A 13232-nucleotide genomic window follows, 5' to 3' on the forward strand; every position below is an offset into this window, starting at 1 on the left:
AAGGAGACAAACGCGATGAGTGAGCTCACCTACGCCGGGAAGACCTTCGTCTTCCGCGTCGACAACGGGGTCGTCTTCCGCAACACCTACGCGGCCGACGGCACCACCCTCCACTACGAGGCCCTGGAGGGCCCGGCCAAGGGTGCCGAGGAGAACGTCACCCTCCACACCGCCGAGGTGGCCCCCGGCCTGTTCATGCTCGGCTGGGTCGAAGAGTCAGGCATGACGATCACCCACCTCATGAACCTCGACGCCCTGACGGTCCACGCCTTCTGGACCTACGAGACGGGCGACGGCCGCGTCGCCGAACTCCACACCGGCGTCCTCGAACCCGCCTGACGGGCCTCACCCACCGCCGTGCTCCCAGCCTTCGGGTGAGGGCACGGCGGCGTGCGGTTCGGCGGGGACCTGTCCGACCTTCGCCCCGTCACCTGCCCACCGCCCGGAGGACCACCGTGTACCCGACCCCGACCCCGGCCCCCGCCCCGCTGTCGCTCGCCGCCTACCGGGCCGCCATCGCCCTGGACGAGCCGTTCCGGCCGGACGTCGGCCATGACCCGGACGACCGGTCCGCCGACCTGGTCCGCGAGGCGCTCGGCCTGCTGGGCGACGACCCGGCGGCGGCGAGGGCGGGGCTGCGCCCCGGCGCGGCGGACCAGGTCGACGAGGCCGCCGCCCGGCGGCTCCTGCGCGCGGTGCTGACGGTCCGGGATCCGGGCCCGCTGCCCACCGGGACCGCGCGCGTGCTGGACGCGCTCCTGGCCGGCGAACGCCTGGCACGCGGCACCACCGACGCGGCCTCGCTGCCCACGGTCCGCGACACGCTTCCCCACACCGCGTACCGGGCGGCCGACCGTACGGTGCTGTGGCAGGGCGACATCACCACCCTCGACGCGGACGCCGTCGTGAACGCCGCCAACAGTGCCCTGCTCGGTTGCTTCAGGCCGATGCACCCGTGCATCGACAACGCCCTCCACTCCGCGGCCGGCCCCCGCCTGCGTGACGACTGCCACGCGGTCATGTCCCTGCAGGGGCACGCGGAGCCGACCGGCACCGCCAAGATCACTCGCGGCTACCACCTGCCCGCCCGCTACGTCCTGCACACCGTCGGTCCGATCGTCGACGGCCCCGTGCTCCCGGAGCACGAGCAGGCGCTGGCAGCCGCGTACCGTGCCTGCCTCGACCTCGCCGCCGAAGCGGGCGGCATCCGCGGCCTCGCGTTCTGCGGCATCAGCACCGGCGTCTTCGGCTACCCCAAGGCGCCCGCAGCCCGCATCGCCCTGGACACCGTCGCCGAATGGCTCGACCTCCACCCCGGACGGCTCGACCGCGTGATCCTCAACGTGTACGCGGACGACGACCGTGCCGCCTACCTCCAGGCACTGACCGAAGGAACCCAGCCCCGATGAACCAGTCCACCTTCGACCTGGAAGCCGCCGCAGGGACGATACGCACCTGGCTCGACGAGGCCGACCGCGTCCTGATCACCGCCGGGGCCGGACTCAGCGCCGCCGCCGGATACGACTACGGCGACGAAGACCGCTTCCGGGAACTCTTCCCCGCCCTGCACCGCCTCGGCCTGCGCTCCCGCTACCTGGTCGGCGTCCCCCTGCCGCCCGAGCTGTGGTGGGGCTACTGGGCCGTCCACATCGACGACATCCGCTTCTCCTCGGGCCCCAACCCCCTTTACCGGCAGCTGAGTTCCCTGGTCGGCGACAAGGACCACTGGGTGATGACGTCCAACGTGGACGCCCTCTTCGCGCGCAACGGCTTCGACCCCGACCGGATCTTCACCCCGCAGGGCGACTACGGCCGCTACCAGTGCTCGACCCCCTGCACCCCGACCACCTACGACAGCCGTCCCCTCGTCGAGCAGCTCCTCGCCACGTACGACCCGGCAACCGGCGCTGTCACCGGCCCCCTGCCCAGCTGTCCGAACTGCGGCGGCGAGGTCGAGATCAACGTCCGCATCGGCCCCGAGTTCGTCGACGCCCCCCATCTCCCCGCGGGCCGCCGCCTCGACGACTGGCTGGGAACCGCCACCGCCGACACCCGGCTGCTCATCCTCGAGTTCGGCGCCGGATTCAACACCCCCGGCGTCGTCCGATGGCCGGGGGAACACCTCACCCGCCATTTCCCCCACGCACGCCTCGTACGCGTCAACCCCACCCACCCCGAAACCCCCGCCGGCCTCGAAGGCCGGACTCTGCCCGTCCCCGTCGGGGCCGACCACCTGCTCGACGCACTCACCGTGCCGCACCCGGCACCCGACCCTACGGTGGCACCATGAGCGACCCGGAAACGAACGCGAAAACGAACGCGGGAGAGAACGCGGAAACGAACGCGGAGAAGAACAAGGCCACGGCTCAGGCGTTCTACGACCTGATGTTCAACCAGTGCCGCCCCGCCGAGGCCATCGACCAGTACGCCGGAGACACCTACACCCAGCACAACCCACACGTCGGCGACGGCAAGCAGCCGTTCATCGACTACTTCGAGCGCATGGCCGCCGAGTACCCGGGCAAGCGCGTGGAGGTCAAGCGCGCCTTCGCCGAAGGCGACCACGTGATCCTGCACTGCCACCAGACCTGGCCCGACGAGGAGTACGCCGGCATCGACATCTTCCGTTTCGACGCGGACGGCAGGATCGTCGAACACTGGGACGTCCTCCAGGTGATCCCGCCCACCTCGAAGAACGACAACACGATGTTCTGACCATCGCCTGGCGCGGCGTGGCGCACCGCTACGGTCACGCGATCACCCCTGCCGGGCAGACCGGGCAGACCGGGCCTGTCGGTGCGGCAAGGGTGGCCGCAGCCGGGGTTGTCAGACCCTGGCTCTACGGTTCCTTCATGACTCCTGAGCTGCGGGACACGTTAAGTCCCTTCCGTGACAAGGCGATTGCGCAGGGCGTTCCGGCCGGCGAGGTGGAGCGGTGGTTGGACTCCGCTCGCCCTTGCGCGACCCTGTCGCAGGGCGGGGGAGGGCCGGTCGTGGGCATGTTCGGCGGCCCCTTGATGCTGCCCGCCGACACCCCGACCCCCGTTTTCCCCTTCGTCGCCTCCATCGACCTCGCGGCACTGCCCGACGGCGCGACGGATCTCTCCCTGCCTCCCGACGGCCACCTGCTGCTGTTCGCCTTCCCCGACGACGACGGTGATCTCGTCAACATCGGGGAAGTCGTGTACGTCCCCGTCGGCGCGGCCACGGAGGAACGGGACAAGAACTCAGGGTTCTGGTTCGAGATCGACGAGTACCGGGAGATGGTCGAGGCGTTTCCCCGGGGTCGGCTACGGGCAACGACCAATGCCTCCCTGCCCTGCCACCACGCGGTCCAGGTCTCCGGGAACACGCACACCGTGCCGCTCCCCGGGCATCCCCGTTCCAGAAAACTGGCCGAGCTGTGGGAGCAGACACGCGGTGACATCGTCACCGGGGGGCCTCTCCAGATCGGTGGATACGCCTCGGAGGAGGCCGTCCATCTCGACCCGGTCAGCAGCGTCGTGGAGTGCGCGGTGAAGACGGCGGAGGCGCGTGACTGGGGAGGAGAGATGTCGGGTGCCGTCGAGGACTGGGTGCTGCTGGCGGACTGGAACCCCCGAATCGAGGGCAGGGAGGGCGCCGTCGTCCACTGGGCGATCCAACGCGAGGATCTGACCGCGCGACGCTTCGACCGCACGGTTGCCACCGTCTTCTGGAATCCGTGACAGCGGGTTCCGTCTGCGCCGACCACAACGCCACTTGGCCTGCCGTGGCGGTCCGCTGTACGCGGCGCGGAGTGTCCACGCCAGGGCTGACCGACTGACCAGCAATTCAGCAGGGAGGCCGCGTCGGCTGTCAGGCCATCAGTTGGTCGGCCTTGTGGCTCAGTTGCTCGGCTGCGGCCGTTCCACGGAAGCGGTTCAGGCGCACGCATGTCCTCGACGGCGCCGTGGACCCTCGCGGAGCGAATGCCGTCCGCGCAGTCGAGGAACTCGTTCCACGTAGACAGGGCACCGTCCATGTCGCCTTGCCGCAGGCGCGCGCCGACCAGGCCGGCGAGGACGATGGCGCGGGTGCGGCGCCTGTCCAGACCATGGATCTCCAGGGCGAGGTGCAGGTGTTCCTCAGCCGCATCGAGGTCGCCGAGGCGGGAGAGGATCATGCCGGATTCGTGCGCGGTCGAGATCCTGGACGCCGGCCAGATCACGGCGATGCGCGACTTGGCGGTCCGGTTCCTCAACGAATCGTCGTTGCCGCGCTACGAGACCGTGCAGTCCTTCGGACATGCCTTCCACCGCGATCTGTGGCGGCTGATCCCACGCATCGAACAGCTCGCCGGACACCTTCCTGACGAGGATGTGCCGGCGAACGTGGCGCTGGCCGGTGTCGCCGAGGCCCGACGTCGGCTCGACGAGATCGAACGCGCGGGACTGACCGGCGAGTTCGAGCGCGTCAAGCGGCTCGGGCGTTCCGTCGTGGCCCTCTGTGACCACCACGAGAACCTCACCGGGGCGGCGTCGTGACGGCGTGCCTACATCCGGCTCAGCGAGGCCGCCGCGAACAGCACGTCCCTGATCGCCTCCCTGTCGCCGTCCTGGCCTGCCGCCGCTTCCTCCGGGGATACGTGGCCCGCCGCCAGTTGGCAGAACTCCACGCCGTCCAGGGCCACATGGGCGACCTCGTGGGCGGACGAGGCGAGCGCGGCCGGGGAGTCCAGGGAGATCAGCCATTCGCCGCCGCCGGAGCCCTCGATCTCCAGGCGGAGGCTGCGGCCCGGTTCGCCGGCCGGGACCAGGTGGCGGGTCGTCCGGTTCGGTGCGGCCAGGCCCGCCAGACGGCGGGCGGCCAGCGCTTCCGGGAGCATGCGGGCCGCCAGGTCGATCATGCCGTGGAGGTGGCGCGGGGCCGGGGGCTCGTAGGGGTAGTCGACCGCGTCGGCGATGTCGCCCGCGTGCACCCAGCACTCGAAGGCACGGTCCAACATCGCGTCGCGCAGCGGCAGTTCGAAGTCGCCGTACGAGATCGGCAGCTTGCCCGAACCTCCCCCACGCTCGGCCTCGCCCGCGCGGGAGGTACTCCCGACCGCGAACGACACGTGCCGGACGATGCCATGGCTCTGCTCCCGCCACGGCACCCGTACGGAACGGGTGGGCGGGAAGTACGAGGCACGCCAGTACGCCTCCGTACGGGACGCGGGATTCGGCGCGACCGGTGTCCCCTGCCCGCCGGTCACCGGGTCGTCGAGGCCCAGTGCGACCGCGACCAGGCCGTCCACGCTCAGCAGGTGCGCGATGACACCGGCGACCGTCGTACGGCGCGTCGTCTGCTCGTCGTCCTCGAACCAGCGCAGCCGTACGGGCGCGTGCCACTCGGAGTCGCCGAAGTCCTGGAGCAGGGCGTCGAGGCGGGCGGTCTCCGCGTCGTACGGGGCCGCCCACTCCGGTACCGGGATGCGCGGCGGGCGCCGGTCGAGGCAGCTCTCCAGGACGCGGGTGCGCAGGGTCGGATCCAGGTCGAGGGGCTCCGGGCGCTGGAGCAGCTCGACCGCCTCGCGCAGCCGCCGCGCCTCGTCGGCGCAGGCACCGCACTCCCCGAGGTGCTCCTCGACGGCCAGTGTCTCCTCCGGCGCACAGGCGGCCAGCGCCCACGCCCCCAGCAGCGACCTCAGCACGTCGTGTTCCAGGACCAGCGGTACGAGGGGTGCGGCGGGCGCGGGGGGCTCCGGCGCGGGCAGGGGGAGCCCCGTGTCCTCGACCGAGGAACGCGGCAGCGGTATGCGGGGCGAGCCGTCGCCCGCGCGCCCGGCGGTGCCGGGTTCCGGGCCCTTGCCGTCGCCGTCGCTGTCACCGGCGCCGTCGTCGGGGCCGCGGGGGCCGTACCCCTCGTGCTTCTCCCAGTCCCCGTCCTCGTGTCCCGCGCCGCTCACACCGCACCCCCGTGTTCGGGGGGTGCCCCCGGTGTGCCGGTGTCGTGGGCCGTGGACAGGAGCTGGAGGCCGAGGCGGAGGCGCCGGCGGGCCTCGGCCTCCGTGACGCCCAGGTCGGCGGCGGTCTGGCGGTAGTCGCGCCGTTGGAAGTACGCGAGCTCCAGGGCGGCGCGCAGTGGGGCGGGCATCGACGTCACGATGTAGTCGGCGCGGGCGGCGACGGAGGCGCGGCGGACCCTGCGCTCCAGTTCCTCCATGGAGCCGGGGGAGCCCGTGGGGCCGGCATACGCGTTGTCCGGGGCGTCCGGGCTGTCCGGGTCGCTGTGAACCAGTGCTGCCGTCTCCTTCTGGCGCAGGCGCTGTACCGCGAGGCGGTGGGTCAGGGTGGCCACCCAGGAACGCAGGGGGCCCTGCTTGGGGTCGTAGGCGTCGGGGTGCTGCCAGACGTGGGCGAAGACCTCACGGGTGATGCGGTCGGCGGCCTGTTCGTCGGCGAGGACACGGTGGGCGAGGCCGTGCACGAGGGAGGCGAACCGGTCGTACAGCTCACCGAGCGCGGCTGCCTCGCCGCGCGCGAGCCGCTGCTGCATCTTGCGGTCCCAGCGGGGCGGTGTGTCCGTCTTCGGCATGCTGCCCCTCACCCCCCGGTACGTCTCGGTCGCGTCAGTCGTGTCGGTCGTGCCCGTGCCGTGTTCCTGTCCAGGTCCGGCGCTCGTCCGGCGGTCGTCCGGTGATTGCCCACCCTTTCCTCGAATGTAGTCGGCCCCTCTGACAGCCCACTCCGCTTTGCGGCATTGTGCGCCTCCCGAAGGGCCTCGGATGGTAGAGAACCGACGGAGAACGACCGATCGCGACGTACTTTGCACCGCTTTCGATCGAAAGAGATCGTTGGTGACCGAAACAAGTACCCTGCAAACCGCTGACAAGTCTCTTGCGGTCCGGGCCGACTCGATGTGCGGTGTTTGATGGCATGGCTGTTGGGCAGCCGCGTCGACAGGAAGCGTAGGTCGAGGTTCCGTTTCTGCCGGACAAGTCGGACGAGGGGCCTCATGGTGGCGTTCAAGGTGACCGACGGCGAGCGAGGCGGCTGGACCGTGCTCCAGGTGTCCGGAGAGATGGACCTGGTCACCTCGCCGGAGGTGAGACAGTGGGTGCACGACGCCGTTGCCGACGGCCGTCACCGTGTCGTTCTCGACCTCTCCGAGGTCGTCTTCTGCGATTCCAGCGGCGTCGGCGTGCTCATCGCCACCCGTCGGCTGATGCGCTCCTGCCAGGGGCACCTGCGTCTGATCCTGCCCGCGCAGGGGGCCGCGGAGGGCGCCCACGCCCACCACGTCAACCGGGTCCTCGGCGCCCTGGGAGTCCGTCGGCTCTTCGACGTCTACGCGGACGTCACCACGGCCGCCGACGAGACGGCGGCCCCGCTCCAGGCGGCATTGACGCGCGCGTGAGGGTCCGCCGCGCGCATGACCGGCCCCCACGCGCGCGTGACACCCTTGTCGCGGAATTCCCCCGGTCCTGGCACAGGCGTCGCTATCCTGCCCCGGCCGTCACCCGCGCGTCGTACGCTCCGTGCGGGAAAGGCCTCGGCGCAGAGGTGAGACGCGCAGAGGTGAGACGCAGAGACGAGTCGCAACGTAAAGCGTGTAAGACGCAGACGTAGGACGCAGACGTAAGGCAGGCCCGACAGACATGGTCAGTTCCGAGTACGAACGGAAGATCGCCGCCCGGTTCACCATCTTCGACCAGGACGGCAACGGCTACATCGACCGGGTGGACTTCAGCGTGGCGGCCAAGGCGCTGCTCGCCGAGTTCGGCACCCCCGCCCGGTCCGACAGGGGCCAGGCCCTCTACAGCGGCGCCGAGGCCTTCTGGCAGGGCATGGCGGGGATAGCGGACCGGGACGGCGATCAGCGGATCACCCGCGTCGAGTTCGTGAACGGCGCGGTGAAGCGGCTGCACGACAACCCCGGTCGGTTCGCCGAGATCGCCCGCCCCTTCCTGCACGCTGCCCTGGCCGTCGCGGCCCCGGACGACGGCGGCACGGCGACCGTCGGCGACACCGAGCGCGTCCTCAAGGCCCTCGGCGTGCCCGAGGACATCGCCGCCACGGCCGCCGCGACGCTCGACACCGACGCCGACGGCCGGGTCGGCGAGACGGAGATCGTCGACGCGTTCGCCCGCTACTTCGACGTCTCCGACGCGGACACCGGCGAGGACTCCGGCTGAGGCGAGAACTCCGGCTCCGAGTAGCGCTCGCGCAGTTTGTACTTGAGCACCTTCCGCAGGGTCTCGTTGCGCGGAAGGGCGTCCACCACCTCCAGCCGCTCCGGCAGCTTGTGCACGGACAGCCCTTCCGCGCGCAGGAACGAGGCCAGCGCGGAGAGGGTCAACTCGCCGGCTCCTTCGGCCTGTTCCACCACCGCGCAGACCAACTCCCCGCGCTCAGCGTCCGGCAGTCCGACCACCGCCACATCGTCCACCGCCGGATGCGTGTGCAGCAGGTCCTCGATCTCCTTCGCCGAGATGTTCTCGCCCTTGCGGATGATGACGTCCTTGAGTCGCCCGGTGAGCACCAAGTGCCCGCTGCCGGTGAGGAATCCCAGGTCACCGGTGCGCAGAAAGCCGTCCTCGTCGAAGGCCTCGGCGGTCTGCGCGGGGTCCAGATAGCCCTGGCACACGGCCTCCCCCCGTAGCCGCACCTCGCCCTCCACCACCCGTATCTCCATCCCCTCCGGCGGACGCCCCTCCGTCGTCGCCAGGTTCTCGGCCGTGTCGTCCGGCGCCCCCATGGTGATCATCGGTACTTCGGTCATCCCGTACCCGTGCGTGAGTTCCACCCCCATCTCCCGTACGACGGCGTGGTAGACCTCCGGCGGCTTCGGAGCCCCGCCGCCCGCGAGCAGCCGCAGGGACGGGATCACCGGGACGCCCGGCTGCTTGCGCTGCTCGGCGAGGAACATGGAGTAGAAGGCCGTCGAGCCGCCGGCCACGGTCACCCCGTGCTCGCGGTACCCCTCCAGCGCGTCCGGCAGTGCGAACTGCTCGAACATCACCGCCGGGAAGCCGTAGAGCAGGAGCATCACCGTGTAGTCGGGGCCGGCGATATGGGCGTACGGAAAGGCCATCGAGCCCACGTCGGACTCGGTGAGCCGCAGCGCGTGCGCGAGACACGAGCCGCCGGCGATGAGCGAACGGTCCGTGTGGAGCACGCCCTTGGGGTCGGAGGTCGTGCCCGAGGTCCAGTAGATCCAGCGCACGGAGGTGCCGTCGGAGGGCGGGGGTGGCAGCAACGACGGTTCCGCGTCCGGGAGTTCGTCGCCGTCGTACGCCTGGAAGGTCCCCCTGGCGCCGAGCCGCCGCGCCATCTCCGTGTGGTCGAAGCCGCGCCACACGCCCGGCACCGCGAAGAACTCCGCCTTCGACTCCCGCAGCGCGAAGCCGACTTCACGGTCCCGGTAGAAGGGGATGACCGGCGACTGCACGGCGCCCAGGCGGGCCAGCGCGAAGGAGAGCAGGGCGGTCTCGATACGGGTGGGCAGCTGCCAGGCGACGACCGTGCCGGGGCGTACACCCCTCTCGTACAGGCCCGCCGCCACCCGTTCGGAGCGGGCGCGGAGTTCCCCGAAGGTGAGGGAGCGGTCGTCCTGGAGGAGGACGGGCCGGTCCGGGGTGAGTTCGGCGCGGCGGGCCACCAGTTCCCAGAGGGTACGGGCCGAACCCAGGGCGTGTGCGGTGTCGACGGCGTTCACGTTGCCCCCTGTAGCTGACGGGCCATCAGATCGTGCGGGGAGCGTAGGGCTTCACGCCTTGTCGGTCCATAGGTGCGGGACTAACCTTCTAAGGGGCTGGAACTGACGGTCCGTCAGATAATCATCACCAGCCGGCCAGGCGGAGGGGACCCATGACCGAACTGCCCCGCATCATCAGCGTCGACGACCACGTGATCGAACCCGCGCACCTCTTCGAGACCTGGCTGCCGGCCAAGTACCGGGACAAGGGCCCGAAGCCCTTCAGCGCCGGCATCGGCGAACTCGCCTACGTGGGAGGCAAATACCGGATCACGACCGACCCCGACGGCCCGGTCACCGACTGGTGGCAGTACGAGGACCTGCAGTTCCCGTACAAGCGGATCATCGCGGCCGTCGGGTTCTCCCGGGACGAGATGACCCTCGACGGCATCACGCGCGAGCAGATGCGGCGCGGCTGCTGGGATCCGAAGGCACGGCTCGCGGACATGGACCTCAACCACGTCGAGGGCTCGCTCTGCTTCCCGACCTTCCCGCGGTTCTGCGGGCAGACCTTCGCCGAGGCGGCGGACAAGGAGGTCGCGCTGGCGTGCGTGCGCGCCTACAACGACTGGATGGTGGAGGAGTGGTGCGGCGACAGCGGCGGCCGGCTGATCCCGCTGTGCCTGATCCCGCTGTGGGACATCGAGTTGGCGGTCGCGGAGATCCGGCGCAACGCGGCACGCGGGGTACGGGCGGTGACGTTCTCCGAGATCCCGACGTACCTCGGGCTGCCGTCGATCCACTCCGGCTACTGGGACCCGTTCTTCGCGGTGTGCGAGGAGACCGGGACGGTCGTCAACATGCACATCGGCAGCAGCAGCCAGATGCCCGCCGCCTCCCCGGACGCGCCGCCCGCCGTCCAGGCCTCGCTGAGCTTCAACAACGCGATGGCGTCGATGATGGACTTCCTCTTCTCCGGGGTCCTGGTGAAGTTCCCCGCGCTCAAACTCGCGTACAGCGAAGGCCAGATGGGCTGGATCCCGTACGCCCTTGAGCGCGCCGACGACGTGTGGGAGGAACACCGCGCGTGGGGCGGGGTGCGGGATCTGATCCCGGAGCCGCCCTCGACGTACTACTACCGGCAGATCTTCTGCTGCTTCTTCCGCGACAAGCACGGCGTCGCCTCGCTGGACGTCGTCGGGCGGGACAACGCCACCTTCGAGACCGACTACCCGCACGTCGACTCGACCTTCCCGCACACCAAGGAGGTCGCCCTCGACCATGTGAAGGGCCTCGACGACGAGACCGTGTACAAGCTGATGCGCGGCAACGCCATCCGTATGCTCGGCCTCGACCTGGACAAGTAGTGGACCTCTCCGACACCCCCCAAGAGGTGGAATTCCGGGCCAGGTTGAGGGAGTGGCTGGGCAAGGCGCTCCCCTCGCTGCCGACGAAGCCCTCGCCCGACGACTGGCCCGGGCGGCGCGCGTACGACCTCGGCTGGCAGCGGACGCTGTACGACGCCGGGTACGGCGACGTCCACTGGGGCGCCGACCCCGCCGTACGGATGATCTTCCTGGAGGAGACCGAGAAAGCCGGCGCGCCCTATGTGGGCGCGAACTTCGTCGGCCTGCTGCACGCCGGGCCGACCATCGCCGCCGAGGGGACCGGTGAACAGCGGGCGCGCTGGCTGCCGCCCGTGCTGCGCGGCGAGGAGGTCTGGTGCCAGGGGTTCAGTGAGCCGGACGCCGGTTCGGACCTCGCGGCGCTGCGCACCCGCGCGCGGCGCGACGGCGACGACTACGTGGTGAGCGGCTCCAAGATCTGGACCTCGCACGCCGAAGTCGCGGACTGGTGCGAGCTGTTGGTGCGGACCGACCCGGACGCGCCCAAGCATCGTGGGATCACCTGGCTGGCCATGCCCATGGACGCGCCGGGCATCACCGTACGGCCGCTGCGCACGCTCGCCGGTACCGACGAGTTCGCCGAGGTCTTCCTCGACGAGGTCCGGGTGCCTGTCGCCAACCGGGTCGGCGAGGAGAACGACGGCTGGCGCGTGACCATGGTGACGCTGTCCTTCGAGCGCGGTACGGCGTTCGTCGGGGAGGTGGTCGCCTGCCGCCGGGTGCTGGGCGAACTCGCCCTGGCGGCACGGGAGAACGGCCGCTGGGACGATCCCGTACTGCGGCGTCGGCTCGGGCGGCTGAACGCCGAGTTCCGGGCGCTGTGGCGGCTGACCCAGTGGAACGTGAGCGAGGCGAGCGAAGGGGTGCCCGGGGTCGGCGGGTCGGTCTTCAAACTGCGGTACTCGCACGCCCGGCAGGAGTTGTACGAGGCGGCGGCGGAGGTTCTGGGCGAGGGCGGCGCGGCGCTGGATCTCGAACAGCCCTGGGTGCTCGACCGGTTGTCCTCGCTGTCGTACACCATCGCCGCCGGCACCTCCCAGATCCAGCACAGCATCGTGGCCGAACGCGTTCTCGGACTGCCGAAAGGACGGTGACATTCGCCCATGCGTTTCCAACTCACCGATGACCAGCGGGCGTTGCGGGCAGGCGTACGAGAGCTGCTGACGGCGCGGTTCGGGCGCGAGCGGCTGCGGGCGGCCATGGACGCCGCCGAGACACCTGAGCTGGACCGGGGGCTGTGGCGGGAGTTGGGGACCGCCGGGTTCTTCTCCCTGCGGTTGCCGGAGGCGGCGGGTGGGGTCGGACTCGGGCTGCCCGAAGCGGTGTTGGCGTTCGAGGAGGCGGGGCGCGTCCTGCTGCCGGGCCCGCTGATCGCCACGCATCTCGCGGCAGGGGTGGTGCCGGGGGCGGCGACGGGGGAGACGGTGGTGACCGTCGTGGACGGTGGCGGGGTGGTGGAGTGGCTGGGGGCGGCCGACGTCGTACGAGGGGACGCGGCCGGGGCGGTGCCGATGCGGTCGGCGGATCCGCTCACGCCCCTGCACCGGGTGGCCGGTCCGGACTCCGGCGACCGTACGGACGTACTCCTGACCTCTCTCCTCAGCGCCGCCGAGCAGCTCGGTACCGCCGCCCGGGTGTGTGAGCTGGCCGCGCAACACGCCCGGACCCGTGAGCAGTTCGGGCGGCCGATCGGGGCCTTCCAGGCGGTGCAGCAGTTGTGCGCCGGGATCCTGGTGCGGGTCGAGCTGGCGCGGGCGGCGGTCTACGCGGCTGCCGTCACCGCCGATCCGGCGGACATCGCGGCGGCCCGGCTGCTCGCCGACGAGGCCGCCGTTCGGGGCGCCCGTGACTGTCTCCAGGTGCACGGCGGGATGGGCTTCACCTGGGAGTCGGACGTCCATCTCCATCTGAAGCGCGCGTGGGTGAGGGCCCGGCGGCCCGGGTCGGTGACGGAATGTGAGGAGGTGCTCGCCGAAACGTTACTGTCCGAGGCGCGGTGACCGGGAGCCGGAGCGGGAGTGGCCGGATCGATGTCGCCGATCGTGGCGCGATCGAACCGTGACCCAGACGTTGTGAGATCACTGAGCGTCGATACCGGGTTGTGTCCTACGCGCGACTCGTAACGGCCCGGAGTCAGGTGTTCGCTCCGGTACCTTCTGTGGAATGCGAGTGGTTCCGAGGTCGAGC

14 protein-coding genes are annotated in these 13232 nt (G+C 70.8%); 11 read left to right on the forward strand and 3 right to left on the reverse strand.

Annotated elements, in window-relative coordinates; translation table 11 throughout:
- Positions 1-15 precede the first annotated feature (15 nt).
- The 6 genes from IEY89_RS01260 to IEY89_RS01285 all read left to right on the forward strand — a co-directional run bounded on the left by IEY89_RS01260 (position 16) and on the right by IEY89_RS01285 (position 4505).
- The gene (locus IEY89_RS01260) at positions 16-339 is read left to right on the forward strand and encodes a MoaF-related domain-containing protein (RefSeq protein WP_189145322.1); all 324 of its coding nucleotides are present in this window, start codon (positions 16-18) and stop codon (positions 337-339) included.
- Between the two features lie 116 nt (positions 340-455).
- Positions 456-1409, forward strand: coding sequence for a protein-ADP-ribose hydrolase (locus tag IEY89_RS01265; RefSeq protein WP_229694986.1), 954 nt, complete (start codon positions 456-458; stop codon positions 1407-1409).
- Positions 1406-2290: an SIR2 family NAD-dependent protein deacylase gene (locus tag IEY89_RS01270; protein ID WP_189145323.1), complete on the forward strand. Its 885-nt coding sequence runs from the start codon at positions 1406-1408 to the stop codon at positions 2288-2290. Before IEY89_RS01265 ends, IEY89_RS01270 begins: the two co-directional genes overlap by 4 nt.
- Complete coding sequence (locus tag IEY89_RS01275; RefSeq protein WP_189145324.1) at positions 2287-2715, forward strand: nuclear transport factor 2 family protein; 429 nt, start codon at positions 2287-2289, stop codon at positions 2713-2715. The genes IEY89_RS01270 and IEY89_RS01275 overlap by 4 nt, the downstream gene beginning before the upstream one ends.
- Positions 2716-2999: 284 nt before the next feature.
- Positions 3000-3707 carry a DUF1963 domain-containing protein gene (locus IEY89_RS01280; RefSeq protein WP_229695026.1) on the forward strand — a complete coding sequence of 236 codons (708 nt, stop codon included), beginning with the start codon at positions 3000-3002 and terminating at the stop codon, positions 3705-3707.
- Between the two features lie 435 nt (positions 3708-4142).
- Positions 4143-4505, forward strand: a complete 363-nt coding sequence (locus IEY89_RS01285) for a DUF6415 family natural product biosynthesis protein (RefSeq protein WP_189145326.1) — start codon at positions 4143-4145, stop codon at positions 4503-4505.
- 8 nt (positions 4506-4513) lie between these two features.
- On the opposite strand, the gene IEY89_RS01290 is transcribed toward IEY89_RS01285, so the two are convergent.
- Positions 4514-5908: a zf-HC2 domain-containing protein gene (locus IEY89_RS01290; protein WP_189145327.1), complete on the reverse strand. Its 1395-nt coding sequence runs from the start codon at positions 5906-5908 to the stop codon at positions 4514-4516.
- Positions 5905-6537, reverse strand: coding sequence for a sigma-70 family RNA polymerase sigma factor (locus tag IEY89_RS01295; protein ID WP_189145328.1), 633 nt, complete (start codon positions 6535-6537; stop codon positions 5905-5907). The genes IEY89_RS01290 and IEY89_RS01295 overlap by 4 nt, the downstream gene beginning before the upstream one ends.
- A gap of 420 nt (positions 6538-6957) precedes the next feature.
- On the opposite strand from IEY89_RS01295, the gene IEY89_RS01300 reads away from it, so the two are divergent.
- Together IEY89_RS01300 and IEY89_RS01305 are read left to right on the forward strand one after the other, a co-directional pair.
- Complete coding sequence (locus tag IEY89_RS01300; protein WP_189145329.1) at positions 6958-7359, forward strand: STAS domain-containing protein; 402 nt, start codon at positions 6958-6960, stop codon at positions 7357-7359.
- A 241-nt stretch (positions 7360-7600) separates the two neighbouring features.
- Entirely contained in the window at positions 7601-8137 is a 537-nt protein-coding gene (locus tag IEY89_RS01305; RefSeq protein WP_189145330.1) for an EF-hand domain-containing protein, read from the forward strand.
- On the opposite strand, the gene IEY89_RS01310 is transcribed toward IEY89_RS01305, so the two are convergent.
- The gene (locus tag IEY89_RS01310; RefSeq protein WP_189145331.1) at positions 8092-9660 is read right to left on the reverse strand and encodes a class I adenylate-forming enzyme family protein; all 1569 of its coding nucleotides are present in this window, start codon (positions 9658-9660) and stop codon (positions 8092-8094) included. The genes IEY89_RS01305 and IEY89_RS01310 overlap by 46 nt on opposite strands.
- A gap of 152 nt (positions 9661-9812) precedes the next feature.
- On the opposite strand from IEY89_RS01310, the gene IEY89_RS01315 reads away from it, so the two are divergent.
- Genes IEY89_RS01315 through IEY89_RS01325 form a run of 3 tightly spaced genes read left to right on the forward strand, consistent with a single transcriptional unit; the run spans position 9813 to position 13045 of the window.
- Positions 9813-11006 carry an amidohydrolase family protein gene (locus tag IEY89_RS01315; RefSeq protein WP_189145332.1) on the forward strand — a complete coding sequence of 398 codons (1194 nt, stop codon included), beginning with the start codon at positions 9813-9815 and terminating at the stop codon, positions 11004-11006.
- Positions 11006-12139 (forward strand): acyl-CoA dehydrogenase family protein, encoded by a 1134-nt coding sequence (locus tag IEY89_RS01320; protein ID WP_189145333.1) that lies wholly within the window; start codon positions 11006-11008, stop codon positions 12137-12139. Before IEY89_RS01315 ends, IEY89_RS01320 begins: the two co-directional genes overlap by 1 nt.
- A 9-nt stretch (positions 12140-12148) precedes the next feature.
- Entirely contained in the window at positions 12149-13045 is an 897-nt protein-coding gene (locus IEY89_RS01325) for an acyl-CoA dehydrogenase family protein (protein ID WP_189145334.1), read from the forward strand.
- The last annotated feature ends 187 nt before the right edge of the window (positions 13046-13232 follow it).

Origin of the sequence: Streptomyces lacrimifluminis, from assembly GCF_014646095.1 — a bacterium.
Lineage (GTDB): Bacteria > Actinomycetota > Actinomycetes > Streptomycetales > Streptomycetaceae > Streptomyces > Streptomyces lacrimifluminis.

Coding starts and splice junctions, on each gene's coding strand:
- IEY89_RS01300 (WP_189145329.1), top strand. CDS start 6,958: ATGGTGGCGTTCAAGGTGACCGACGGCGAGCGAGGCGGCTGGACCGTG.
- IEY89_RS01280 (WP_229695026.1), top strand. CDS start 3,000: ATGTTCGGCGGCCCCTTGATGCTGCCCGCCGACACCCCGACCCCCGTT.
- IEY89_RS01285 (WP_189145326.1), top strand. CDS start 4,143: ATGCCGGATTCGTGCGCGGTCGAGATCCTGGACGCCGGCCAGATCACG.
- IEY89_RS01270 (WP_189145323.1), top strand. CDS start 1,406: ATGAACCAGTCCACCTTCGACCTGGAAGCCGCCGCAGGGACGATACGC.
- IEY89_RS01325 (WP_189145334.1), top strand. CDS start 12,149: ATGCGTTTCCAACTCACCGATGACCAGCGGGCGTTGCGGGCAGGCGTA.
- IEY89_RS01275 (WP_189145324.1), top strand. CDS start 2,287: ATGAGCGACCCGGAAACGAACGCGAAAACGAACGCGGGAGAGAACGCG.
- IEY89_RS01315 (WP_189145332.1), top strand. CDS start 9,813: ATGACCGAACTGCCCCGCATCATCAGCGTCGACGACCACGTGATCGAA.
- IEY89_RS01295 (WP_189145328.1), bottom strand. CDS start 6,537: ATGCCGAAGACGGACACACCGCCCCGCTGGGACCGCAAGATGCAGCAG.
- IEY89_RS01260 (WP_189145322.1), top strand. CDS start 16: ATGAGTGAGCTCACCTACGCCGGGAAGACCTTCGTCTTCCGCGTCGAC.
- IEY89_RS01305 (WP_189145330.1), top strand. CDS start 7,601: ATGGTCAGTTCCGAGTACGAACGGAAGATCGCCGCCCGGTTCACCATC.